Origin of the sequence: Rathayibacter sp. VKM Ac-2759, assembly GCF_009834225.1 — a bacterium.
GTDB lineage: Bacteria > Actinomycetota > Actinomycetes > Actinomycetales > Microbacteriaceae > Rathayibacter.
In genome coordinates, this window is the sequence record NZ_CP047176.1 from 1,320,207 (window position 1) to 1,342,410 (window position 22,204).

Sequence of the window (22,204 nt, forward strand, 5' to 3'; positions counted from 1 at the left end):
CCGATCCCTCAGGCCAGGGTGGTTGACGTCTCGACGTGTCGCGGGCCCCGTCCGGCGCCGGGCGACTTGGTACCGTAGCCGGATGACGTCCGCGACGAACGCCGAGGGAACCGAGCCGGAGGCAGCTCCCCCCGCGGAGTCGCCGATCGCGGAAGAGGCGCCGGGCGCCGAGGAGGCGCTCGTCCAGGAGGCGCCGGAGGAGCAGCCGGCCGACGAGGCCTCGTCCGCCGTGTTCGCCCTCCGCGGCCTCACCCGCACCTTCGGCCGCACGGTCGCCGTCGACCGCATCGACCTCGAGGTGAGGGCCGGCACCTTCTGCGGCATCATCGGGCCCAACGGCGCAGGCAAGACGACCACCCTCTCGATGATGACGGGGCTCCTCCGCCCCGACACCGGTCAGGTGCTCGTGCACGGCGTCGACGTCTGGAAGGACTCCGCCGCGGCGAAGCGGCTCATCGGGGTCCTGCCCGACCGGCTCCGCCTCTTCGACCGCCTGACCGGCGCGCAGTTCCTCTACTACTCCGCCTCACTGCGCGGGATCGACCGCGCGACGGCGAAGCAGCGCATCGTCGAGCTCGCCGAGGCCCTCGGGCTGACCGACGCGCTCGAGCGGCTGATCTCGGACTACTCCGCGGGCATGGCCAAGAAGGTCGCCCTCGCCGGCGCCATGATCCACGCGCCGCGGGTTCTCGTGCTCGACGAGCCGTTCGAGTCGGTCGACCCCGTGTCGTCCGCGGCGGTGATCACCGTGCTCCGGCGCTTCGTGGCGGGCGGAGGCACCGTGGTGCTCTCGAGCCACGGCCTCGACTTCATCGAGCGGGTCTGCGACGACGTGGCCGTGATCGTCGGCGGCAGGGTGCTCGCCTCCGGGTCGGTCGCGGAGGTCGCCGGCACCGCGACCCTCGAGGAGCGCTTCCTCGAGCTCGCGGGCGGCAAGCAGATCGCCGAGGGGCTGCAGTGGCTGCACGACTTCTCCGGCTGAGGCTCGACGTCCTGCTCGGGGCGTTCCGCTCCGGGCCCGCGGCGAGTGCCGGGGCGGTGCTCGGCGTCCTCGTGGTCATCGCCGCGACGGCGGGGCTGGTCGCCGCCCTCGGCGCGCTCGAGCCGTCGTCGGCGCTGGCCGGCGACGCGGTGGTCACCGGGGGATCGCTCCTGACCCTCGGCTTCCTCGCGCTGCCCTTCCTGCTCGGGCCGGTCGACCCGATGGACCCGCGGGCGTTCCGGCTCTTCGGCATCCCGAGCGGCCCTCTCGCGGCGGCCCTCGCGCTCACGGGGCTGGTCTCGGTGCCGGTCCTGGCGCTCGCCGTGCTCGGAGCGGCCCTCGTCCCGGTGTTCCCGGAGGCGGGGCTGCTCGCCGTCGTCGGCCCGCTCCTCGGGGTGCTCACCAGCGCGCTGCTCGCGCGGATCGGGCTCGCCGCCTCGGCCGCGCTGGTCCCCTCGCGGACGGCGCGGGAGCTGCTCGCCGTGCTCGGGCTCGTGCTGATGCTCGCGGTGCCCGTGGCCCTGGTCCTCGTCACGGGGCTCGACTGGGGAGGCGCGGGCTCGCGCGCCCTCGGCGCTCTCGCCTCCTCGCCCTTCGGCGCCGCGTGGGCGATCGCTCCGGCGGCCGTCGCGGGCGACCCGGCACCGCCGCTCCTGATCGCGCTGCTCACCCTCGCGGTCGCGGCGGGCCTCTGGTGGCTGATGGTCCGGCTCCTCACCGAGCGACCGGAGCGCACGCACCGCCCCGCGCGCGGGGTGCGGCTCGGCTGGTTCGATCTGCTCCCCGCCTCTCCCGCGGGTGCGATCGCCGCCCGGAGCATCACCTACTGGGCGCGCGACCCTCGCTACCAGGGCTCCCTCGTCGCCGTGCCGCTCCTGCCCGTCGTGACCCTCGTGCTGCTGGCGGTCGTCGGCGTGCCGTTCCCGCTTCTCTCGCTGCTGCCGGTGCCGCTCGTGGTGCTCTTCCTCGGCTGGTTCCTGCACAACGACGTCGCCTACGACGGCTCGGCGTTCTGGCTGCACGTGGCGGCGGGAGTCCGAGGCCGTGCGGACCGCCTCGGCCGGGCGTTCCCGACCCTCCTGCTCGGGCTGCCGATCGTGCTGCTCGGCTCGCTCGTCAGCAGTGCGACCTCGGGGCTCGACGGCTCCTTCCCCGTGCTGCTCGCCGCCAACACCTGCCTGCTCCTCGTGCCCGCCGGAGTCGCCAGCGCCGTGTCGGCGCGCCTCGCCTACCCGGCGCCGCGGCCGGGCGACAGCGCCTTCGTGCAGCCCCAGGCGCCGGGCGCGAGCGGTGCCGGACCGCAGGCGCTCGCCTTCGGGCTCGGGCTGCTCCTGGCCGCGCCGACGGTCGTGCTCGCGATCCGCGCGCTGTTCGTCGATCAGGAGGCGGTGTCGACCGCGGTGCTCACCGGGTTCGGCAGCGCGGTGGTCGTGTTCGTGCTGGGAGTGCTGCTGGGCGGGTGGCTCTTCGACCGGCGAGCGGCGGAGCTGGTCTCGTTCACGAGCCGCTACTGAGCCTCCCCGGCAGTGCCGCGCGTAGAATCCTCGCCATGACGACCCTCCCCACGAACAAGAGCTCCGACCCCCTCGAGGGCGGAGGAGGAACCGCCACGCTCGACCGCGAGCTCGAGGAGCTCCTCAACCAGGAGACCATCGAGCCCGGCGACCACGAGCGCTTCTCGCACTACGTGCCGAAGGACAAGATCCTCGAGAGCGCCCTCACCGGCAAGCCCGTCCGCGCCCTCTGCGGCAAGAAGTGGCTGCCGGGCCGCGACCCCGAGAAGTTCCCGGTCTGCCCGTCCTGCAAGGAGATCTACGCCCGGATGAAGTAGCCGGGCTCAGGCGTAGCGCGTCGGCAGCACCGGGTCTCCCCGGCCGAGGCGCAGGGCGTCCTGCGGCAGCTCGAGCACCGCGTTCGCGTGGTGCTCCCTGGCCGCCAGGACGCCCGCCGCGCCGAGGTGGGCCGGGAGGATCCCGCCGCCCTCGACCAGCGGCACCAGCAGCGGGCGCTCGCCCTCGCCGACGGCGCCCTCCGGTCCGGCGCCGACGTGCACGACCTCCTCGAGGGCGACGCCGTCCTCCGAGAGCAGGCGCCCCGCCGCCTTCCGGCCGCCGATCGACGCCTTCGCGATCGACTTCTTGGCCACGGCGACCCACTCGCCCGCGTCGTCCTCGTGCGCGACGAGCTTGTAGACCATGCCGGCCGTCGGGTGGCCGGACCCCGTGGCGACGGAGGTGCCGACCCCGTAGGAGTCGACGGGGGAGGCGGCGAGGGCCGCGATGCCGTACTCGTCGAGGTCATTGGTGACCGTGATCCTCGTGCCGGTGGCCCCGAGGCCGTCGAGCTGCGCGCGCACGGCGGCCACCTGCTGGGGGAGGTCGCCGGAGTCGATCCGGACGGCGCCGAGGCCGGTGCCCGCCACCCGGACGGCCAGGTCGACCGCTGCCGTGACGTCGTAGGTGTCGACGAGGAGGGTCGTGCCGGGGCCGAGCGCGGCGACCTGCGCGCGGAAGGCCGCCTCCTCCGAGTCGTGGAGCAGGGTGAACGCGTGCGCGGAGGTGCCCATCGTCGGCACACCCCAGCTGCGACCCGCCTCGAGGTTCGAGGTGGCGCCGAAGCCGGCGATGTAGGCGGCACGGGCGGCGGCGACGGCCGAGCGCTCGCCTGCGCGGCGCGAGCCCATCTCGGCGAGAGGACGCCCGTCGGCGGCCGACACCATGCGGGCGGCGGCGCTCGCCACCGCGCTGTCGTGGTTGAGGACGCTCAGCACGAGGGTCTCGAGCAGCACCCCCTCGGCGAAGGGCGCCTCGACGATCAGCACGGGGGAGCCGGGGAGGTAGACCTCGCCCTCGTGGTACCCCCAGACGTCGCCGCGGAAGCGGTAGTCGGCCAGCCAGTCGAGCGTGCGGGAGTCGACCACGCGGTTCTCGCGCAGCCAGTCGAGCTCCGGCTCGCCGAAGCGGAAGCGCGAGATCAGCTCGAGCAGGCGGCCGGTGCCCGCCAGCACGCCGTAGCGGCGGCCGGCCGGCAGGCTCCTGGCGAACACCTCGAACATGCAGCGCCGGTCGGCCGTGCCGCTGCCCAGAGCGCCCTCGACCATCGTGAGCTCGTACCGGTCGGTGAGGAACGACGTCGCATCCATCCGATCAGTGTTCCACGAGCCCGCGGGTAGGCTCGTCTCCCGTGACGGACGCACCCATCGGCATCTTCGACTCCGGGGTCGGCGGTCTCACCGTCGCCCGCTCGGTGATCGACCAGCTGCAGAACGAGTCGATCGTCTACCTCGGCGACACCGCGCACTCGCCCTACGGGCCCAAGCCCCTCGCCGACGTCCGCGCCTACGCCCTCGACACGCTCGACACGCTCGTCGACCAGGGCGCGAAGCTGCTCGTGATCGCCTGCAACACGGCGTCGGCCGCGATGATGCGCGACGCCCGCGAGCGGTACACGATCGGCCGCGGCATCCCGGTCGTCGAGGTCATCCAGCCCGCGGTGCGCAGCGCCGTGCGCGACACCCGCAACCGCAGGGTCGGGGTCATCGGGACGGTCGGCACCATCCGCTCGCGCGCCTACGACGACGCCTTCGTCGCCGCCCCCGACCTCGAGCTCGTGACCGCGGCGTGCCCGCGCTTCGTCGAGTTCGTCGAGGCCGGGATCACCTGGAGCGACGAGCTGCTGGCGCTGGCCGAGGAGTACCTCGCCCCGCTCAAGGCGGCCGGAGTCGACACCCTCGTGCTCGGCTGCACCCACTACCCGCTGCTGCGCGGCGCCATCGCCTACGTGATGGGCCCCGACGTCCGCCTGGTGTCCAGCGCCGAGGAGACCGCGCTCGACGTCTACCGGACGCTCGTGGCGCACGGCCTGCAGCGCACCTCCTCCGCCCCGCCGAGCTACCGCTGGGAGGAGACCGGATCGAGCGACTTCGTCCGCCTCGCCCGCCGGTTCCTCGGCCCCGAGGTCTCGAGCGTCGATCTCGTCGAGACCGGAACCATCAACCTGCGCGAGCTCGACCGGGCCGCGCCGCAGACAGGGAGCCCCCAGTGACCGACAGCACCGCCAGCACTGCCGCGAAGCGCAAGGACGGCCGCGCGGCCGACGAGCTGCGCACCGTGACCATCGAGCGCGGCTGGAGCACTCAGGCCGAGGGCTCGGCGCTCGTGTCGTTCGGCAACACGAAGGTCCTGTGCACCGCCTCCTTCACCAACGGCGTCCCGCGCTGGCTGCAGGGCAAGGGCAAGGGCTGGGTGACCGCCGAATACGCGATGCTGCCGCGCTCGACCAACTCGCGGATGGACCGCGAGGCGGTCAAGGGCAAGGTCGGCGGGCGCACCCACGAGATCTCGCGCCTGATCGGCCGCAGCCTCCGCGCGGTGGTCGACATGAAGGCGCTCGGCGAGAACACGATCGTCATCGACTGCGACGTCCTCCAGGCCGACGGCGGCACCCGCACCGCGGCGATCACGGGCGCCTACGTCGCTCTGGTCGACGCGATCGAGTGGGCGCGGGGCAAGAAGTACGTGGGACAGAAGGCGACTCCGCTGATCGACAGCCTCTCGGCCGTCTCCGTCGGCATCATCGACGGCGTCCCGATGCTCGACCTCGCCTACGTCGAGGACGTGCGGGCCGAGACCGACATGAACGTCGTCGTCACGGGCCGCGGTCTCTTCGTCGAGGTGCAGGGCACGGCCGAGGGCGCGCCCTTCGACCGCCGAGAGCTCGACGCGCTGCTCGACCTCGCGGTCGCCGGCTCCGCCGACCTCGCCCGCATCCAGGCGGAGGCGCTCGCCGCGGAGCCGTCCGCGTGAGCCTGGATCTCGTCCTCGCCACCCACAACGCGGGCAAGGTCGAGGAGTTCCGCGCCATGCTCTCCGGGGCGCTGCCGGGAGTCGGCGTGCGCGCCTACGACGGGCCCGAGCCGGTCGAGGACGGCGTGTCGTTCGCCGAGAACGCGCTGATCAAGGCGCGCGCGGCGGCGGCGCACACGGGCCTCGTCGCGCTGGCCGACGACTCCGGGATCTGCGTCGACGTGCTCGGCGGCGCCCCCGGCATCTTCTCGGCGCGCTGGTCGGGCCGGGCGCACGACGCCACCGCGAACCTCGAGCTGCTGCTCGCTCAGCTCGCCGATGTGCGGGCCGAGCACCGCGGCGCGCACTTCAGCTGCACGATCGCGCTGGTCGTCCCGGGCTCCGTGATCCCGGGCGGCCAGGAGATCGTGGTGGAGGGACGCTGGGACGGTGAGATAGCCGCCGCCCCGCGCGGCACCAACGGCCACGGCTACGACCCGGTCTTCGTGCCGGAGTCGGGGTCCCTCACCGCCGCGGAACTGGCGCCGGAGCAGAAGAACGCCCGCAGCCACCGGGCCCGGGCGTTCACGGCGCTGCGCTCCGAGCTCGTCGCCCTGGAGTCGCGGCTGAGCTGATGAGGCTCGGTGCCGGCGCCTCCGTGCGTGCGGCGCCTCAGTGCTTGCGGCGCTTGTTGTCGAGGGCGTCCTGGTCGAGGACGTAGGCGACCGACTCGGTCGAGTCGGTCTCCTTGTCGGTCGCGAGGCGGGCCTTGCGGCGCTGCTGGAAGAAGTGGAAGAGCGTCGGCACGATCGCCAGGACCACGGCGCCGATGAGGATCACGTCGATGTAGTGCGAGACGAAGTCGGCGACCGGCGGGATGAAGGCGAGGAGCCAGCCGAGGAGGGTCACGCCGCTGCCCCAGAGCAGGGCGCCGATGAGGTTGTACAGGCTGTACTTGCGGTAGTTCATGTGGGCGACGCCCGCGGCGATCGGCGCGAAGGTGCGCACGATCGGCACGAACCGCGCGAGGATCACGGCGAAGCCGCCGAAGCGCTCGAAGAACGCGTTGGTGCGCTTGACGTTCTCGATGCTGAAGAAGCCCGACTCCTTGCGCTCGAAGATGCGCGGGCCGGCCTTGTGGCCGATCAGGTAGCCGACCTCGCCCCCGAGGAACGCGGAGAAGCCGATCGCGAGGCAGATCAGCCAGATCGGGACGCCGAGGCCGCCGTTCGCCGCGTCCTCGTGCGCCAGGAGCCCGGTGATGATGAGGAGGGTGTCGCCGGGGAAGAGGAAGCCGATCAGCAGACCGGTCTCGGCGAAGACGATGAGGCACACGACGAGCACGCCCCACGGCCCGAACGAGGTGAGGATCGTCTCCGGGTCGAGCCAGGGGATGAGGGCGGCGTGGTTCAACGGATCTCCAGTCGTCGGTGCGCTCAGCGTACCGGTGGACTCCGTGCGGAAGGAGGGACTCGAACCCTCATGCCTCTCGGCACAGGAACCTAAATCCTGCGTGTCTGCCATTCCACCACTCCCGCGAGTGCGGACTCAGTCTAGGAGCGGCCCCCGGTGCGGCACGTAGCGCGGGATCCAGCGCGCGAGCGCCGCGGCACCGGCGAGCCCGAGCACTCCCATCGCCCCCGCGGCGAACGGCAGCGAGACCACGGCGGTCAGCACCGACACGACGATCGGCGCCGCCGCGTTGCCGGCATCGCCGGTGAAGCGGAACGCGCCGAGGAACGGCGCCGGGTCGTCGGGAGGAGCGAGGTCGGCTCCGATCGTCATGAGGATCCCCGAGCCGATCCCGTTCGCGGCGGCGAGCAGGCAGGCCACGGCGACGAACCACGGCACGGGGTCGCTCGCGAGCAGCGTCAGCACGAGGACGAGGTGCCCCACGCCGAGGCCGATCATCGACGGGATGGCCGTGGCGCCGCGGCCGAAGCGGTCCATCAGCTGGCCGCCCGCGTAGAAGAGGGCGAAGTCGATGGCGCCGGCGATGCCGATGATGATCGCCGTCTGCGTCTCGGCGATGCCGATGCTCACCGCCCACAGGGGGAGGATCAGCGTGCGGCTCGCGCGGAGGGCGCCGATCACCGCGGCCCCCGACCCCATGCGCGCGAGGACGCCCCGGTGCTCGCGGAGCGTCCTGACCAGGCCGTGCGGCGACTCCGGGACGAGCGCCGCCTCGTCGACCGGGCCGGCGGCGGCCTGCGCCCGGCGCAGCACCGTCGCCGGATCGGGGACCAGCAGCAGCACGACCACCGCCGCGACGCAGCAGACGATGTGCACCCAGAAGACCGACTCGACCGAGCCCGTGAGGTGCACGACTCCCGCCGCGAGGAAGGGGCCGATCAGCCAGCCCGCGCGGAACGCCCCTGCCAGGGCGCTGAGCGCCCGGGCGCGGTGGCTGATCGGGACGAACGACGTCATGAACGCGTGCCGGGCGAGGGCGAAGACGGCCGTCGCGAGCCCGATCACGAAGACGCCGATCGTGAGGCCGACCCACGAGGTCGACAGCAGGCAGATCACGAGGCCCGTGATCGAGGCGGCGGACGCGCCCAGCATCGCGCCGCGCTCGCCGATGCGCGAGACGATCCAGCCGCTCGGGATGTCGCCCGCGAGCTCGCCGATCATGATCATCCCGGCGACGAGACCGGCCAGAGCGAGCGTCGCACCGAGGTCGCCCGCCGCCGCGGGGAGCAGCGGGATGATCGCGCCCTCGCCGATCGAGAAGAGCAGCGTCGGCAGGAAGGTGGACAGCAGGAGCGGGCCGACGGGGAAGGGGCGCTCAGCGGGGACGGTCACCGTCTCCATGCTAGGACGGAGCCGGTCCCCGGCAGCCCCCGTCGACTCCCCGGTAGTCTGAGAGGACCATGCTGGACAACGACTTCACCGAGCAGATCACTGCTCTCCGCTCCACCTTCACCGACATCCGCGCCGTGATCGACATCGACTCCCTCCGCGCGAAGATCGCCGAGCTCAGCGAGCAGGCGGGCGTCCCCGACCTCTGGGACGACACGGCGAACGCCCAGAAGGTGACGAGCGCCCTCAGCCACCGGCAGTCGGAGCTCGCGCGGATCACCGCGATCGAGCGCCGCCTCGACGACCTCGAGGTGCTGGTCGAGATGGCGAACGAGGCCGAGGACGCCGAGTCCGAGCAGGAGGCGATCGCCGAGCTGGCCGCCCTGCAGAAGACGATGGGCGAGCTCGAGGTGCAGACGCTGCTCGACGGCGAGTACGACGACCGCCCGGCGGTCGTGACGATCCGCGCCGGCGCCGGGGGAGTGGACGCCTCCGACTTCGCCGAGATGCTGATGCGCATGTACCTGCGCTGGGCCGAGAAGCACAAGTACACCGCGACCGTGATGGACGCGAGCTACGCGGAGGAGGCCGGCATCAAGTCGGCGACCTTCGAGATCGACGCGCCCTACGCCTTCGGCACGCTCTCGGTCGAGGCCGGCACGCACCGCCTCGTCCGGATGAGCCCCTTCGGCGCGGCGGGCAAGCGCCAGACGTCCTTCGCCGCGGTCGAGGTCATCCCGCTGATGGAGGAGGCCGGGGCGGTCGAGATCCCCGACAACGACATCCGGGTCGACGTCTTCCGCTCCTCCGGACCGGGCGGCCAGTCGGTCAACACCACCGACTCCGCCGTGCGCATCACCCACCTGCCCACCGGCACGGTCGTGTCGATGCAGAACGAGAAGAGCCAGATCCAGAACCGCGCCGCGGCCATGCGGGTCCTGCAGTCGCGGCTCCTGCTGATCCAGAAGGAGCAGGAGGCGGCGACCAAGAAGGAGCTGGCCGGGAACATCACGGCGAGCTGGGGCGACCAGATGCGCAGCTACGTGCTCGCGCCGTACCAGATGGTCAAGGACCTCCGCACCGACCACGAGGTCGGCAACCCGTCGCACGTGTTCGACGGCGACATCGACGGCTTCATCGCCGCCGGGATCCGCTGGCGCAAGTCCGCCTGATCGCCGTGCGGCTCGACGCGCCGCACGCTCGCACGACCGACTCTCCGAGATCGTCGTTTACCCTCGGTACGACATGATTCGCTTCGACAACGTCTCCAAGCAGTACCGGGGCGGCACCAGACCCGCCCTCAACGCCATCGATCTCGAGATCCTCCGGGGCGAGTTCGTCTTCCTCGTCGGCGCCTCGGGCTCCGGCAAGTCGAGCTGCCTCCGCCTGATCCTGAAGGAGGAGCGCCCCTCCTCCGGGGCGATCCACGTGCTCGGGCAGAACCTGGGCAAGATCTCCAGCCGCAAGGTGCCGTACTTCCGCCGCAACATGGGCGTGGTGTTCCAGGACTTCCGCCTGCTGCCGAACAAGTCGGTCTTCGACAACGTCGCCTTCAGCCTCCAGGTGATCGGCAAGTCGAAGGGCTACATCCAGGAGGCGGTTCCCGACACGCTCAAGATGGTGGGCCTCGCGGGCAAGGCGTCGCGCCTGCCGCACGAGCTCTCCGGAGGCGAGCAGCAGCGCGTCGCCATCGCCCGCGCGGTCGTGAACAAGCCGGCCGTCCTCCTCGCCGACGAGCCCACGGGAAACCTCGACCCGACCACGAGCGCCGGCATCATGGCGCTCCTCGAGCGGATCAACGCCGGCGGCACGACCGTCATCATGGCCACCCACGAGGCGGGCATCGTCGATCAGATGAAGCGCCGCGTCATCGAGCTCTCGGCCGGCAGCATCGTCCGCGACGAGAGCCAGGGCGGCTACGGCCAGACCGAGAGCATCACCGTCGTCCACGACGGCGTCGTGGTCGTCGCGGCCGACGACCACAAGGTCGCCGAGACGACGTCGATCCCGGTCATCACCGAGAGCGCGCTCGCGCCCGCCGAGGTGCCCCAGGTCGACCTCCGGCGCTCCGCGCCTCCGCTGCCGACCGCCGCCGACCCGCACGGCGAGTCCTTCACCCGACCGCGCGTCTCGCAGACGGCGGCGCAGCCGGTCGTCCCCGAGGGCCGCCGCTCGGCCGCCGCCCCCGAGACCCACGTCACCGCCGCGCACCCCGTCGTCCCCGCGCCCGCACCGGAGGCGCCCACCGCCCCGCGCGTCGTCGAGCTCGCGAGCCAGACCGGCCCGATCTACCTGCCCGCCGACACCGGCGCGCTCCCGGAGGAGTCGCTCGCGGCCCGCCTGGGACTGCGCGCCGCGAGGGAGGACGGCGACGAGACCGGAGACGACCAGCAGAACGTAGGACCCGTCAAGTGAGATTCGCACTGATCTGGTCGGAGGTCTCGAGCGGCCTCCGACGCAATGTCTCGATGGTCGTCTCGGTCATCCTGGTCACCTTCATCTCGCTCACCTTCGTCGGCACGGCGATCCTGCTGCAGATGCAGATCGGCCAGATGAAGAACTTCTGGTACGACAAGGCGCAGGTCGCCGTCTACATGTGCACCGCCACCTCCGGCGGCTCGAACTGCAGCGGCACCGACGCCACCGAGGAGCAGATCGACTCGGTCGAGGCGCAGCTCGACGGCGCCACCCTCGCCCCGTACATCGACGCCTCCTACTTCGAGGACCACGACCAGGCCTACGCGAACTTCCAGCAGCAGTTCGCGGGCAACCCGGTCGCCGAGTACGTCACTCCGGATCTGCTCAACCAGACCTTCTGGATCAACCTGAAGGACCCGACGCAGTCGGACGTGATCGTCGAGAGCCTCTCGAGCGTCTCGGGGGTCGAGAGCGTCACCGACCAGCGGCAGTACCTCGACCAGATCTTCTCGATCCTGAACGCGGCCAGCTACACGGCGATCGGCATCGCTGTGCTGATGCTCGTGGCGGCGGTGCTGCTGATCGCCACGACGATCCGGTTGTCGGCGTTCTCGAGACGCAGGGAGCTGGGCATCATGCGGCTCGTGGGAGCGTCGAACCGCTTCATCCAGACACCGTTCATCCTCGAGGGGGTGTTCGCGGCGCTGCTCGGATCGATCCTCGCGGGAGTCGCGGTCATCGCGATCGTGCAGTTCTTCGTGCAGGGGTTCCTCGCGTACCGCATCCCGCTGACGTCCTTCGTGGGCCTCGACGACGCGCTGATCGTGTTCCCGATCCTGGTGGTGGTCGGCATCGTGCTCGCGGCGGTCTCGGCCAACGTGGCGATCGCCCGGTACCTGCGGGTCTGACCGCACCCGCCTCACGGCCGTATACTGGTGGGCTGTCCCGATCGGGGCAGCCCATCGTCGCTCTCGGAGAGGAGCCGCCGTGCCCAGGGAACAGGGACAGAAGGTCGTCGCGACCAATCGCAAGGCGCGCCACGACTACCTCATCGAGGACACCTACGAGGCGGGACTGGTGCTCTCGGGCACCGAGGTCAAGTCGCTGCGGGCGGGCCGGGCGTCGCTCGTCGACGGCTACGCCTTCGTCGACGGCGGCGAGGCGTGGCTCGACGCGGTGCACATCAACGAGTGGGCGCACGGCACGTGGACTAACCACCCGCCCCGCCGCAAGCGCAAGCTCCTGCTGCACAAGGCGCAGATCCTCAAGATCCACAACAAGGTGAAGGAGGGCGGGTACACGCTGATCCCGCTCTCGCTCTACTTCAGCGACGGCAAGGCCAAGGTCGAGCTCGCGGTGGCGAAGGGCAAGAAGGACTACGACAAGCGCCAGGTGCTCCGCGAGCGCCAGGACCGCCGAGAGGCCGATCGCGCGATGTCGACGCGCCGCCGGCTCGGCGAGTAGGCCGGACGTGACGACCGACAGTGCTCTCAGCCCCGCCGAGGAGAAGACCCGCTGGCGGGCCTTCGCGATCAGCGTCGCGGTCGCCGCGATCACCATCCTCGACCTCTCCAAGGTCAACGTGGGCCTTCCCTCGATCGAGAAGGCGCTCTCGGCCGATGCGAGCCAACTGCAGCTGATCGTCGCCGGGTACGCCCTCGCCTTCGGACTCGCGCTCGTGCCGGCGGGCCGGCTCGGCGACATCCGCTCGCGCCGACTGCTCTTCCTGATCGGCCTCACCGCCTTCACGGTCACGAGCTTCGTCTGCGCGATCGCGCCGAGCATCGAGATGCTGGTCGTGGCGCGGTTCCTGCAGGGAGTCGCCGCCGGGATCCAGATGCCGCAGGTGCTCGGGTTGGTGCAGCAGATGTTCACCGGGGCGGAGCGGGCGCGGGCCTTCGGCGTGTTCGGCGCGGTGATCGGCCTCTCGACCGCGTTCGGACCGACGCTCGGCGGGCTCCTCATCGCGATCGGCGGCGACCAGGACGGCTGGCGCCTCCTGTTCTGGATGAACATCCCGCTCGGTGTCGTGGCGCTGGGCTTCGCCTGGCGGCTGCTGCCGAGGACACACCGGAGACCCGGCGCGGACACCTCGCTCGACCCGGTCGGACTGCTGCTGCTGGCCGTCGCGATCTTCGCCTTCATGCTCCCGTTCCTGCTGACGACGGGGAGCTCCTCCGATTCGCCGTTCCGCTGGTTCTGGCTGCTGCTGGCCGCGGTCGCGGCCTTCGCGTTCGTGCGCTGGGAGGCGCACTACGCGGGTCTCGGGCGCACCCCGGTCATCGACTTCCGGATCTTCCGCACGACCTCGTACCGCAACGGGATCCTCGTCGCGACGTCGTACTTCGCGGCGATCCCCGCGACGTTCCTGCTGACGACGCTGTTCCTGCAGCAGGGCCTCGGCCTCGCGCCCGTGTTCGCGGGCATGGTGAGCATCCCGTTCGCGCTGACCTCGGCGGTGACCGCCTGGTACGGCGGCAGGCTCGTGCAGACCTACGGCCGCGCGCTCGTGGTGCTGGGCATCGTGCTGGTCGTCATCGGCTTCACCCTCGTGCTGCTGGCGGCCGAGCTCCTGCCGGCCGAGACGGCGGCGTACGGCATGGGAGCGGCGATGCTCGTCGCCGGAGCGGGCGGCGGCTTCGTCGTGTCGCCGAACCAGACGCTCACCCTCGCCGAGATCTCCCCGGCGCAGGGAGGCGTCGCGGGCTCGGTCGGACAGCTCGGCCAGCGCGTGGGCACCGCGGTCGGCACGGCCTGCGCCTCCGCCGTGTTCTTCGCCACGCTCGCGAGCGAGCAGGGCATGGCCGAGGGGCTCGACCGCTACCACGACGCCTTCCGCAACGGCTACTTCGTCACCCTGGGGCTGATCGCGCTGGCGCTCGTGCTCGGGCTGCTCGATCTGCGCCGACGCCGTGTGAGCGCTCGCGACGCGGGGTAGACTGGTCCCTTGTAACTCAACAGTGTGCGACGACGACCCACTCCACAGGAGTGCTCGCGGGGATGATCGGTTTCGACATTGCCTGCGAAACTGCGAGAAGCGGGTCGAGGATCCAGGGTTATCTCGTTAACGATCTCTGGAAAACACAGGTGCCGAACAGAAGCGCACCGACTTCGCTCTCGCTGCCTAAGCCAGAGTAGATAGTCCGTCAGCCCGTGGGTGCGTCCTCGCCCCGGATCCTGGCGTCATCTAGAGGACTTGCTGCGTCGTTACGCCTGAGGGCGACGCGGGACTTGCACTCGGGCTGGGCCCGTCGACCGATGCGCCGATGGTAACGGTCGGGGCCGAGCAGAACGCTCTCATCGGCTACACCCGTAGAAGGCGCAGAATCACAGCGATGGACGGGGGTTCGATTCCCCCCATCTCCACCACCGGTCGTCGTCGCACACGTCGAGTCACGCCGAAGAGGCCGTCCAGCAGGGCGGCCTCTTCGGCGTTCCGGCGCGCTCTGTGCCGCCCCCGCTCCTCGCCAGGCTCCGGCGCCGCTTGCTCGGGAGAACTTAATAAAGAAAGTTTGGAAAGTTGTGGCGCGGGCGCCGATCCGCGCGTACAGTCGCCCCATCGGACGGCATCAGCCCCGCACGACAGGCGGTCATCGGCACCACCGCGCGCGGGCGAGCGATCCACCACGCCACAAAGATGTGAGAGAAGGAACACGATGACGAAGTTCAGGTTCGGAGCGGCAGTCGGCCTCGCCGCGGCAGCAGCGCTCGTTCTGGCGGGCTGCAGCGGGACCGACTCCGGTAGCGACGCCTCGGTCGAGGCCAGCGATTCCGGCGAGGTCACCTGGTGGGGCTGGACCCCCGACACCCCCGTCGCGGAGCGCTACATCGCCGCGTTCAACGAGGAGTACCCCGACATCGAGGTCACGTACAAGAACTTCGAGAACGTCGACTTCCGCACCACGATCACTCCCGCCCTCGACTCGGGCAAGGGCCCCGACGTCTTCGACCTGTCGCCCGCCGGCGGCTCTCCCGATCTCTGGGGTCCGTACGCGATCGATCTGGCCCCCGTCGCCGAGGAGGCGCTGGGCTCCGACTTCGAGTCGAAGCTCGGGGACGGCTACGTCGAGCAGCTCACCGACTCCGAGGGCCGGCTCGTCTCCCTCCCGCTCGGCGGGATGGCGGCCGGCTTCCTCTGGTACAACCAGGACCTGCTGACCCAGGCCGGCGCCGAGGTGCCCACCGACTACGACTCGTGGGTCGACACCTGCGCGAAGGTCACCGCTCTCGGGAAGACCTGCTTCACGATGGGCGCCGGGGGCGAGGACACCTTCCCGAGCGAGATGTACCACTCCATCGCGAACTCGGTCGACCCCGACTTCTTCATCGAGGCGGCCACCGGACAGGCGAAGTGGGACGACCCCCAGGGAGTCGAGACCCTCCAGATCATCCAGGACATGAAGGACGACGGCATCATCTCGGCCGATGCGCTCGACGGCACCCAGTACCCCCTCGCGAACGAGCAGTTCATGAAGGGCGACGCGGCGATGGTCCAGATGGGCTTCTGGTACACGCAGTACTCCGGTGCCGAGTCGTGCAAGGCGGCCCGCGAGGCCGCCGGTGTGAGCGATCCGACCTGCTTCGTGCAGCTCCCGGCGCAGTTCCCCGACGTCGCGGACAAGGGCAACGGCTCGGCGGTCTTCGGTGAGGCCGACTACGGTCTCGCGATCAATGCCGACTCGCCGAACATCGGCGCGGCGAAGACCTTCGTCTCGTGGATGACCATGTCCGAGGCCGGGCAGCAGAACGTCGCGAACGCCCTCGACCTCCTCCCCGCACTGCAGGGCGTCGCTCCGGACTGGTCGAGCATCGAGCTGGTCGACCAGGACGTGCAGCAGGCCGCGATCGAGTCGCTCATCGCCGACAGCTCGGCCGCCGAGCAGTCGCGTCAGTGGCAGACCTCCGAGACGACCCTCGACGCGATGGTGCTGGCGATCCAGCAGATCCTCGACCCCACGATCGACAAGTCCGTCGAGGAGATCGCCGCCGAAATGCAGGCGGGCTCCGAGGCGACCTCCATCGGTCTCGACTGATCCCCGATCGGAACCCCCTCATGACGGTCACGGCACCCCCCGGGACTCGACCGGCGAGCCCCCGGGGCGACGACAGGCGATCAGGACGGCCCGCCAAGGCGTCCTCCCACCTCGTCCCGGGCGGCATCGCCTGGATCCTCCCCGGTTTCATCCTCTCGGTCGGTCTGATCTACTACAGCATCGTCTACTCCGGCTACCTCTCCTTCTTCGACTGGGGCGGCGGACGCCAGCGGATGACGCCGGTCGGCGTCGGCAACTACGTCGAGGCGCTGACCAACCCCACGTTCTGGACGGCGCTGCGGAACACCGGCATCTACTTCGTGGTCGTCTTCGTCGTGCAGGTCGTCGGCGGAGTGCTCTTCGCCGCGGCGATGCACTCGCGGATCCTCTTCGCCAACGTCTACAAGGTGATCGTCGTGATCCCCGTCGTCGTCGCTCCGGCCACGCTCGCCCCGGCGCACCTGCAGGTGTGGCAGACCGACGGGACCCTCAACCGGATCCTCGAGACCGTCGGCCTGGGCTCGCTCGCCCAGGGCTGGCTCGGCCAGTCGACGACGTCGCTGCTGGTCGTGGTGGCGGTCGGCTGCTGGGGATCGGTGGGCTTCGGGTTCATCCTCTTCTACGCCGGCATGGCGCAGATCGACCCCGAGATGCTCGAGGCCGCGCGGATCGACGGAGCCGGGAACCTCCGGATCCTGTTCTCGATCGTGCTGCCGAGCCTGCGCCCCGTCACGGTGTCGCTGGCCATCCTGAACTTCATCACCGCTCTGAAGCTCTTCGACAACGTCTGGCTCATCACCCAGGGCGGCCCGGCCCACTCGTCCGAGTTCCTCGGCACGATGATCTACGCCGAGACCGCGGGGTCCTCCCGCAACCTCGGCTACGCGGCGGCCCTGTCCATCATCCTGCTCGTCATCGCGCTCGTGACCTCGGTCGTGATCCAGCGCCGAGGACGCGAGCGACCCCCGGTGCTCGAGGAGGAGCTGCCCCGTGTTTGAGACCCGGTCCCTGCGCTCGAGGCTCGTCCTCCAGCTCATCGTCACGATCGCCGTCGTGCCGTTCGTCATCCCGATCTACGCGATGCTCTCGCGGTCCTTCGCCGGCTCGGGATGGGGCAACTACGCGGCGGTGCTCGCGGTGCCGGGCTTCGCCCGCTTCTTCCTGAACTCCGCGATCGTCGCGGGCGGCTCCATCGTCCTGATCTACCTGACCACGATGATGGCGGCGTTCGGCTTCTCGAAGCTCCGGGTGATGCGCAAGGAGGTCTACTTCTGGATGATGATGGCGGCCCTCACGCTGCCCGAGGTCGTGCTGATCGCGCCGCTCTACGCGACGGCGGTGCGGCTGGAGCTGCTCGGCACGTTCTGGTCGGTGATCCTGCCGATCGCGGCGCTCCAGATCCCGTTCACCGTGCTCATCACGCGCGGGTACGTCGACGGGATCCCCGACTCGCTCTTCGAGGCGGCGCGGCTCGACGGGGCGGGGACGATCCGGATGTTCTGGTCGATCCTGCTCCCGCTCGCGCGGCCCATGGCGGTCGCCCTGACCGTCCTCGTGCTGATCAACGCCTGGAACGCGTACCTGCTCCCCAAGGTCTTCCTGACCAGCGAGGACATGGGCGTCGTGACGCTGCTGCCGGAGTTCTTCCGGCGCCAGTACAACGACGACACGCCGAAGATCCTCGCAGCCGCCGTCATCACGGCTCTTCCCACGATCGTTGCCTACGTGGCGCTGCAGAAGCAGTTCGAGCGCGGCATGGCCGCGGGCGCCATCAAGTAGGCGCCGGTGACAGGCGGAGTGGAGAGGGACAGCATGCGGAACGGGAACGCGCGAGCGGAGGAGGAGCGGTGAACGGGATCGGACTCGCGGTGGCGCGGAGCAGGATGGACGACCGGTTCGTGCTGTCCCTCGTGCACGCGCTCGCCGACCCCCTGGTCGAGGAGGGGCTCAGCCTCACCACCGCCGTCGTCGACGACGCCGCGGCGGAGGAAGCGGTGTACCGGCACTGGGCCGAGGTGGGCGGGATCGGCGGGGTGGCGCTGCTCGGTGTCGAGCAGGACGACCCCCGGGTCCCCCTGCTCGCCTCCCTCGGCTTCCCGGTCGCCGGAGTCGTCGACTCCGCCGTCGAGACGGACATCCCCGCGGTGGTCGTCGACTTCGATGCGTCGATCGACGTCCTCCGCGCGTTCCTCGACACGCGGCCGCCGAGGCGCATCGTCTTCATCAGCGCCACGCTCGAGGGCGAGCCCGCCGACGGTCGTGCCGCAGCGATGGAGAGCGCCGAGCTCGGCGGGACCTTCGGCGTGGTGCGCACCGAGCACAGCACCGCGGCGGCGGTCGCGGCCGGTGCCGCTGCTCTCGCCGACGGCCCGGTGACTCTCGTCTTCGACAGCGACGTCCCGGCGGCGGCGGCGCTCGAGTCGTACACCGCGCAGGGGCTCCGGGTACCGGAGGACGTCGCGATCGTCTCGTGGACCGACTCCGCCCTCTGCCGCAGCGCGAGCCGCTCCCTGACCGCCATCGACCGCCGGGGCAGCGAGATCGGGGCGCTCCTCGGCACCCGGGTGCTCGCGGCGGTCGCCGGCGACCGGACGACCCGCGTGCGGGCCCCGCGTCCGTTCGTCGTGGCGGGGGAGACGGCATGAGCGGCATCAGGAGGCTCGGACCGTCCTCCGAGAACACGCGCAGCGCGATCCTCGACATGGTGCGCTCCAGCGGCACGGTCAGCCGGATCGAGCTGGCCGAGATGTCGGGGCTGACCGCGACGTCGATCACGAAGATCGTCAAGTCGCTGCTCGACGACGGCCTGGTCATCGAGACGGGATTCGGCGACTCGACCGGCGGCAAGCGCCGCAGTCTGCTCGAGCTGAACCCCCGCGCCCGCTTCGCCGTCGGGCTCTCGCTCGACGACGCGCGACTCACCTACGTCGTCACCGACCTCGGCGGGACCGTCGTCGGCCAGCTCGTCTCGCCGGGAGTCGGCCGGGCGGCGCCGAGCGTCGAGATCCAGCGCATCGCCGAGGAGCTCGAGCAGCTGCTGCGCCGCCTGCACATCCCCGCGGGCGACGTCGTCGGCGTCGGGGTGGCCGGAGCGGGACTCGACCTCGGAGCGGGGGCCGAGCGGCTCTCCGTCACTGCCGAGGACTGGGACTCGTTCGCCGTCCGCGAGGCGCTCGAGAGCCGCATCGGACTCCCCGTCGTGCGCGACAACGACGCCGCCTGCGCCGCGCTCGGCCAGTTCTGGGTGGGGCGGATCCCGGCGACGCAGGACTTCGCGACGCTGTACATGTCGAACGGGTTCGGGATGGGCCTGATGGTGGGCGGCAGCATCGCGCGCGGCGCCTCCTCGAACGTCGGCGAGATCGGCCACATGGTGCTCGACATCGACGGCCCCGCCTGCTGGTGCGGGTCGCGGGGCTGCCTCGAGATCCTCGCCGCCCCGAGGGCGGTCGTGGCGAACGCGATGCGCGACCCCCGGCTGAGCGCGGATCTCGGCCTGACCGGCGAGCACGCCGGGCTGCGCCACGACTTCGGTGCGATCAGCCGGGGTGCCGCCGGCGGGGAGGAGCGGTGCGTCGCCCTGATCGAGTCGTCGGCCCGCTACGTCGGCGCCGCCGTGCTGTCCGTGGTCAACCTGCTCGATCTGGACCGCGTCTACCTCCAGGGCCCCGGATTCGCCGATGCGGGTGCGCTCTACGTGCGGACCATCCGCGGCCTCGTCACGCGGCTGGCCCGCACCAGGACCATCCACTCCGTCTCGGTCGAGCTGGCGGACCCCGGCCTCACGGCCGCGGCGGTCGGGGCCGCGACCCTGGTGCTGCAGCACGTGCTGACCCCCCATACGCGGCCGGAGCGCACCGAGGTCCACGACTCCGCGCCGCGGCCGATCACGGTCGTCTGAGCTCCCCTCCGATCCTCACCGTCTCCACGCTTCCGCGGCTCGCGAGCCGCGTTCCCGTCTCACTCCGAGACCCCGCGGCTCCGCCGTGCCCACGAGCATCCGCTCACCCTCAGAAAGGACTGGCACCTGTGGCCATTCGATCCGTCCTCCTCAACGTCGCCGACATCGACCGCTCGGTCGACTTCTACACGCGCTTCCTCGGCGCGGAGGTCGTCGAGGCGAGCGACCGCACCGCCGTCCTCGACGTCGTCACCGCGACGCTGCGCCTCACCCGCCTCGACTCGGGCGAGGGCAGCACCTTCGTCCCGGACGATCTGCAGGCGGGGTTCCGCCACGTCGGCTTCAAGGTCGCCGACCTGGACGCCCGGGTGGAGGCTCTGCAGGCCGCCGGCGTCCCCTTCCAGCTGGAGCCGATCCACGCCGAGGGCGACGTGCGGATCACCTTCTTCTACGACCCGGACGGCACGCTGCTCGAGCTCGTCGAGGGCCCGCTCCAGTACCACGAGGTCTACGACCGCGACGCGGTCGACCGCGACTGGGGACTCGGGACCCCCGACCGTCCCCGCTTCGACCACGTCGCCGAGACCGTGTCGGATCTGGATCGCACGATGGAGTACTTCGCCGCCCTCGGCTACCGCCGGATGGCCGGCATCCACCAGCCGAGCGACCCCCGCGGCTTCGAGATCGACTTCCTCCGCGACGCCGACAGCTCGCTCGAGATCTTCACGTACGAGCGGGCAGAGAAGTCGCGTCGCGAGCCCCAGCTGGGTGCGCCCGGCTTCGTCGCGGCCGAGTTCGCGGGCAGCGTGCCCGCGTCGGCGGAGCCGGTCGGCACCGTCGGGGGAGTGGACTTCTACAGCGACGCGGACGGTCTCGTCCACGCCGTCGTGCCGGAATGACGTCGCCGGCCCCCCTCCGGCCGCTCGGTGCGACCGGCCTGCTGGTCGGTCCGATCACCCTCGGCGGCGCTCCGCTCGGCAGCATGCCCGAGAACTTCGGCTACGAGGTCGCCGAGAGGGAGGCGATCGACCTCGTCCGCGCGGTGCTCGACAGCCCGATCAGGACGATCGACACCTCGAACGGGTACTCGTCCGGCCGGAGCGAGCAGCGCATCGGCGCCGGGATCGCCGAGCACGGCGGCCTCCCGGACGACGTCGTCGTCATCACCAAGGTGGACCCGCGCGGCGAGGACTACAGCGGCGACCGGGTGCGGCGCTCCCTTGAGGAGAGCCGCGCGCGGCTCGGCATCGATCCGCTGCCGCTCGTGCACCTGCACGACCCGGAGTTCCACGACTTCGCGACCCTGACGGCGCCCGGCGGCGCGGTCGCGGCCCTCGTCGAGGCCCGCGAGCGCGGCGAGATCGGCTCGATCGGTCTCGCCGGCGGGGACGTCCGCGAGATGCGCCGCTACCTGGATCTGGGCGTCTTCGACGTGGTCCTCGTGCACAACCGGTGGACGCTCGTCGACCGCAGCGCCGGGCCCCTCCTCGACCGCGCCGCCGAGCTGGGCGTCGGCGTCATGAACGCCGCCGTCCTCGGCGGCGGCATCCTCGCCGATCCGACCGGGAGGAGCACCCGCTACGGCTACCGGGAGGCGTCGCCCGCGACGCTCGCCGCGATCGAGACCATGCGCCGGGTCTGCCTCGGCTGGGGCACCGACCTCGCGACGGCCGCCGTGCGCTTCTCCACCCGGCAGGAGCGGATCGGCTCGACCGTCATCGGCATCAGCCGGATCGAGCGCCTCGCCCCGACCCTCGCCGCCGCCCAGGCCGATCTCCCCGACGCGTTCTGGGACGAGCTCGAGTCGCTCGTGCCGAGCGCCGAGCACTGGCTCGACGCACCCCTCACCTGATCTCCGGCACTCCCTCCTGCGATCCGCAGCACCCCTCCTCCGCCCGACCTCTCACGAATCGAGTCACCATGCCTCTCGTCCGCATCGACCTGCACCAGCCCCTGGCCCACCTCCGACCGCAGATGAGCGCCGCGATCCACAGCGCGCTCGTCGACGGCTGGGAGATGCCGGCCGACGACCTCTTCCAGATCTTCCAGCTCCACGAGGAGGGCGACCTCTTCTACAGCCGCACCTTCCCCGACGCCGACCGCAGCGACATCGTCTTCGTGCAGATCCTGGCCTTCACCGGCTACAGCCCCGAGGTGAAGCAGCGCGGGGCGGCCCTGATCGTCGACCGGCTCGCCGAGCTCGGCATCAAGCGCGACGACATCCTGATCGCGCTCAGCGAGAACGGCGACGGCGACTGGCTCGCTCCGTCGAAGGAGGCCTGAG

22 protein-coding genes, 1 tRNA gene and 1 other RNA gene are annotated in these 22,204 nt (G+C 71.2%); 20 read left to right on the top strand and 4 right to left on the bottom strand.

All coding sequences use genetic code 11. The features are described 5' to 3' along the window. The first annotated feature begins 82 nt into the window (after positions 1-82). From GSU68_RS05975 to GSU68_RS05985, 3 genes are read left to right on the top strand one after another with little or no spacing between them, the layout of a single operon-like run. Entirely contained in the window at positions 83-982 is a 900-nt protein-coding gene (locus tag GSU68_RS05975; protein WP_159906379.1) for an ABC transporter ATP-binding protein, read from the top strand. Then, the gene (locus GSU68_RS05980) at positions 958-2,496 is read left to right on the top strand and encodes a hypothetical protein (RefSeq protein WP_159906381.1); all 1,539 of its coding nucleotides are present in this window, start codon (positions 958-960) and stop codon (positions 2,494-2,496) included. The genes GSU68_RS05975 and GSU68_RS05980 overlap by 25 nt, the downstream gene beginning before the upstream one ends. Positions 2,497-2,531: 35 nt before the next feature. After that, on the top strand, positions 2,532-2,813 hold the full coding sequence (locus tag GSU68_RS05985) for a DUF3039 domain-containing protein (protein WP_159906383.1): 282 nt from the start codon (positions 2,532-2,534) through the stop codon (positions 2,811-2,813). A gap of 6 nt (positions 2,814-2,819) precedes the next feature. On the opposite strand, the gene GSU68_RS05990 is transcribed toward GSU68_RS05985, so the two are convergent. Then, a complete protein-coding gene (locus GSU68_RS05990; RefSeq protein WP_159906385.1) occupies positions 2,820-4,124 on the bottom strand; it encodes a nicotinate phosphoribosyltransferase in 1,305 nt (434 codons plus the stop codon). A gap of 41 nt (positions 4,125-4,165) precedes the next feature. On the opposite strand from GSU68_RS05990, the gene murI reads away from it, so the two are divergent. Genes murI through rdgB form a run of 3 tightly spaced genes read left to right on the top strand, consistent with a single transcriptional unit; the run spans position 4,166 to position 6,401 of the window. Further along, positions 4,166-5,026, top strand: a complete 861-nt coding sequence (gene murI, locus GSU68_RS05995; protein WP_159906387.1) for a glutamate racemase — start codon at positions 4,166-4,168, stop codon at positions 5,024-5,026. Then, positions 5,023-5,787 carry a ribonuclease PH gene (gene rph / locus GSU68_RS06000; RefSeq protein ID WP_159906389.1) on the top strand — a complete coding sequence of 255 codons (765 nt, stop codon included), beginning with the start codon at positions 5,023-5,025 and terminating at the stop codon, positions 5,785-5,787. Before murI ends, rph begins: the two co-directional genes overlap by 4 nt. Then, positions 5,784-6,401: an RdgB/HAM1 family non-canonical purine NTP pyrophosphatase gene (gene rdgB / locus GSU68_RS06005; RefSeq protein WP_159906391.1), complete on the top strand. Its 618-nt coding sequence runs from the start codon at positions 5,784-5,786 to the stop codon at positions 6,399-6,401. Before rph ends, rdgB begins: the two co-directional genes overlap by 4 nt. A gap of 37 nt (positions 6,402-6,438) precedes the next feature. On the opposite strand, the gene GSU68_RS06010 is transcribed toward rdgB, so the two are convergent. The 3 genes from GSU68_RS06010 to GSU68_RS06020 form a co-directional block, all read right to left on the bottom strand. Then, complete coding sequence (locus GSU68_RS06010; RefSeq protein ID WP_159906393.1) at positions 6,439-7,179, bottom strand: VTT domain-containing protein; 741 nt, start codon at positions 7,177-7,179, stop codon at positions 6,439-6,441. 44 nt (positions 7,180-7,223) lie between these two features. Then, a tRNA-Leu gene (locus tag GSU68_RS06015) sits at positions 7,224-7,304 on the bottom strand. Between the two features lie 10 nt (positions 7,305-7,314). Then, complete coding sequence (locus tag GSU68_RS06020; RefSeq protein ID WP_244259406.1) at positions 7,315-8,571, bottom strand: MFS transporter; 1,257 nt, start codon at positions 8,569-8,571, stop codon at positions 7,315-7,317. 68 nt (positions 8,572-8,639) lie between these two features. Between GSU68_RS06020 and prfB the strand changes: the two genes are divergently transcribed. From prfB to GSU68_RS06090, 14 genes are all read left to right on the top strand, one after another. Then, positions 8,640-9,740 carry a peptide chain release factor 2 gene (prfB, locus tag GSU68_RS06025; protein ID WP_159906397.1) on the top strand — a complete coding sequence of 367 codons (1,101 nt, stop codon included), beginning with the start codon at positions 8,640-8,642 and terminating at the stop codon, positions 9,738-9,740. 73 nt (positions 9,741-9,813) lie between these two features. Then, entirely contained in the window at positions 9,814-10,983 is a 1,170-nt protein-coding gene (ftsE, locus tag GSU68_RS06030; RefSeq protein WP_159906399.1) for a cell division ATP-binding protein FtsE, read from the top strand. Next, positions 10,980-11,894, top strand: coding sequence for a permease-like cell division protein FtsX (gene ftsX / locus GSU68_RS06035; protein WP_159906401.1), 915 nt, complete (start codon positions 10,980-10,982; stop codon positions 11,892-11,894). The genes ftsE and ftsX overlap by 4 nt, the downstream gene beginning before the upstream one ends. 79 nt (positions 11,895-11,973) lie before the next feature. Continuing rightward, entirely contained in the window at positions 11,974-12,450 is a 477-nt protein-coding gene (gene smpB, locus GSU68_RS06040) for an SsrA-binding protein SmpB (RefSeq protein ID WP_159906411.1), read from the top strand. A 7-nt stretch (positions 12,451-12,457) separates the two neighbouring features. Next, positions 12,458-13,924, top strand: a complete 1,467-nt coding sequence (locus GSU68_RS06045; RefSeq protein ID WP_159906413.1) for an MFS transporter — start codon at positions 12,458-12,460, stop codon at positions 13,922-13,924. A gap of 58 nt (positions 13,925-13,982) precedes the next feature. After that, positions 13,983-14,355: a transfer-messenger RNA gene (gene ssrA / locus GSU68_RS06050) on the top strand. A 287-nt stretch (positions 14,356-14,642) separates the two neighbouring features. Beyond that, entirely contained in the window at positions 14,643-16,019 is a 1,377-nt protein-coding gene (locus tag GSU68_RS06055; protein ID WP_159906415.1) for an extracellular solute-binding protein, read from the top strand. A gap of 20 nt (positions 16,020-16,039) precedes the next feature. Further along, the gene (locus GSU68_RS06060) at positions 16,040-17,017 is read left to right on the top strand and encodes a sugar ABC transporter permease (protein ID WP_159906417.1); all 978 of its coding nucleotides are present in this window, start codon (positions 16,040-16,042) and stop codon (positions 17,015-17,017) included. Further along, positions 17,010-17,798 carry a carbohydrate ABC transporter permease gene (locus tag GSU68_RS06065; protein WP_159906419.1) on the top strand — a complete coding sequence of 263 codons (789 nt, stop codon included), beginning with the start codon at positions 17,010-17,012 and terminating at the stop codon, positions 17,796-17,798. Before GSU68_RS06060 ends, GSU68_RS06065 begins: the two co-directional genes overlap by 8 nt. A gap of 68 nt (positions 17,799-17,866) precedes the next feature. Continuing rightward, on the top strand, positions 17,867-18,664 hold the full coding sequence (locus GSU68_RS06070; RefSeq protein WP_159906421.1) for a substrate-binding domain-containing protein: 798 nt from the start codon (positions 17,867-17,869) through the stop codon (positions 18,662-18,664). After that, entirely contained in the window at positions 18,661-19,920 is a 1,260-nt protein-coding gene (locus tag GSU68_RS06075; protein ID WP_159906423.1) for an ROK family transcriptional regulator, read from the top strand. Before GSU68_RS06070 ends, GSU68_RS06075 begins: the two co-directional genes overlap by 4 nt. A 128-nt stretch (positions 19,921-20,048) precedes the next feature. Continuing rightward, entirely contained in the window at positions 20,049-20,819 is a 771-nt protein-coding gene (locus GSU68_RS06080) for a VOC family protein (protein WP_159906425.1), read from the top strand. Then, positions 20,816-21,772 (top strand): aldo/keto reductase, encoded by a 957-nt coding sequence (locus GSU68_RS06085; RefSeq protein WP_159906427.1) that lies wholly within the window; start codon positions 20,816-20,818, stop codon positions 21,770-21,772. The genes GSU68_RS06080 and GSU68_RS06085 overlap by 4 nt, the downstream gene beginning before the upstream one ends. Positions 21,773-21,840: 68 nt before the next feature. Beyond that, positions 21,841-22,203: a tautomerase family protein gene (locus GSU68_RS06090; RefSeq protein WP_159906429.1), complete on the top strand. Its 363-nt coding sequence runs from the start codon at positions 21,841-21,843 to the stop codon at positions 22,201-22,203. The last annotated feature ends 1 nt before the right edge of the window (position 22,204 follow it).

Bases quoted from the DNA above. Each gene is read 5' to 3' on its own strand.
- GSU68_RS06090 (WP_159906429.1), top strand. From the start codon at position 21,841: ATGCCTCTCGTCCGCATCGACCTGCACCAGCCCCTGGCCCACCTCCGA.
- GSU68_RS06055 (WP_159906415.1), top strand. From the start codon at position 14,643: ATGACGAAGTTCAGGTTCGGAGCGGCAGTCGGCCTCGCCGCGGCAGCA.
- GSU68_RS06060 (WP_159906417.1), top strand. From the start codon at position 16,040: ATGACGGTCACGGCACCCCCCGGGACTCGACCGGCGAGCCCCCGGGGC.
- GSU68_RS06075 (WP_159906423.1), top strand. From the start codon at position 18,661: ATGAGCGGCATCAGGAGGCTCGGACCGTCCTCCGAGAACACGCGCAGC.
- GSU68_RS05990 (WP_159906385.1), bottom strand. From the start codon at position 4,124: ATGGATGCGACGTCGTTCCTCACCGACCGGTACGAGCTCACGATGGTC.
- GSU68_RS06085 (WP_159906427.1), top strand. From the start codon at position 20,816: ATGACGTCGCCGGCCCCCCTCCGGCCGCTCGGTGCGACCGGCCTGCTG.
- GSU68_RS05975 (WP_159906379.1), top strand. From the start codon at position 83: ATGACGTCCGCGACGAACGCCGAGGGAACCGAGCCGGAGGCAGCTCCC.
- prfB (WP_159906397.1), top strand. From the start codon at position 8,640: ATGCTGGACAACGACTTCACCGAGCAGATCACTGCTCTCCGCTCCACC.
- ftsE (WP_159906399.1), top strand. From the start codon at position 9,814: ATGATTCGCTTCGACAACGTCTCCAAGCAGTACCGGGGCGGCACCAGA.
- GSU68_RS05985 (WP_159906383.1), top strand. From the start codon at position 2,532: ATGACGACCCTCCCCACGAACAAGAGCTCCGACCCCCTCGAGGGCGGA.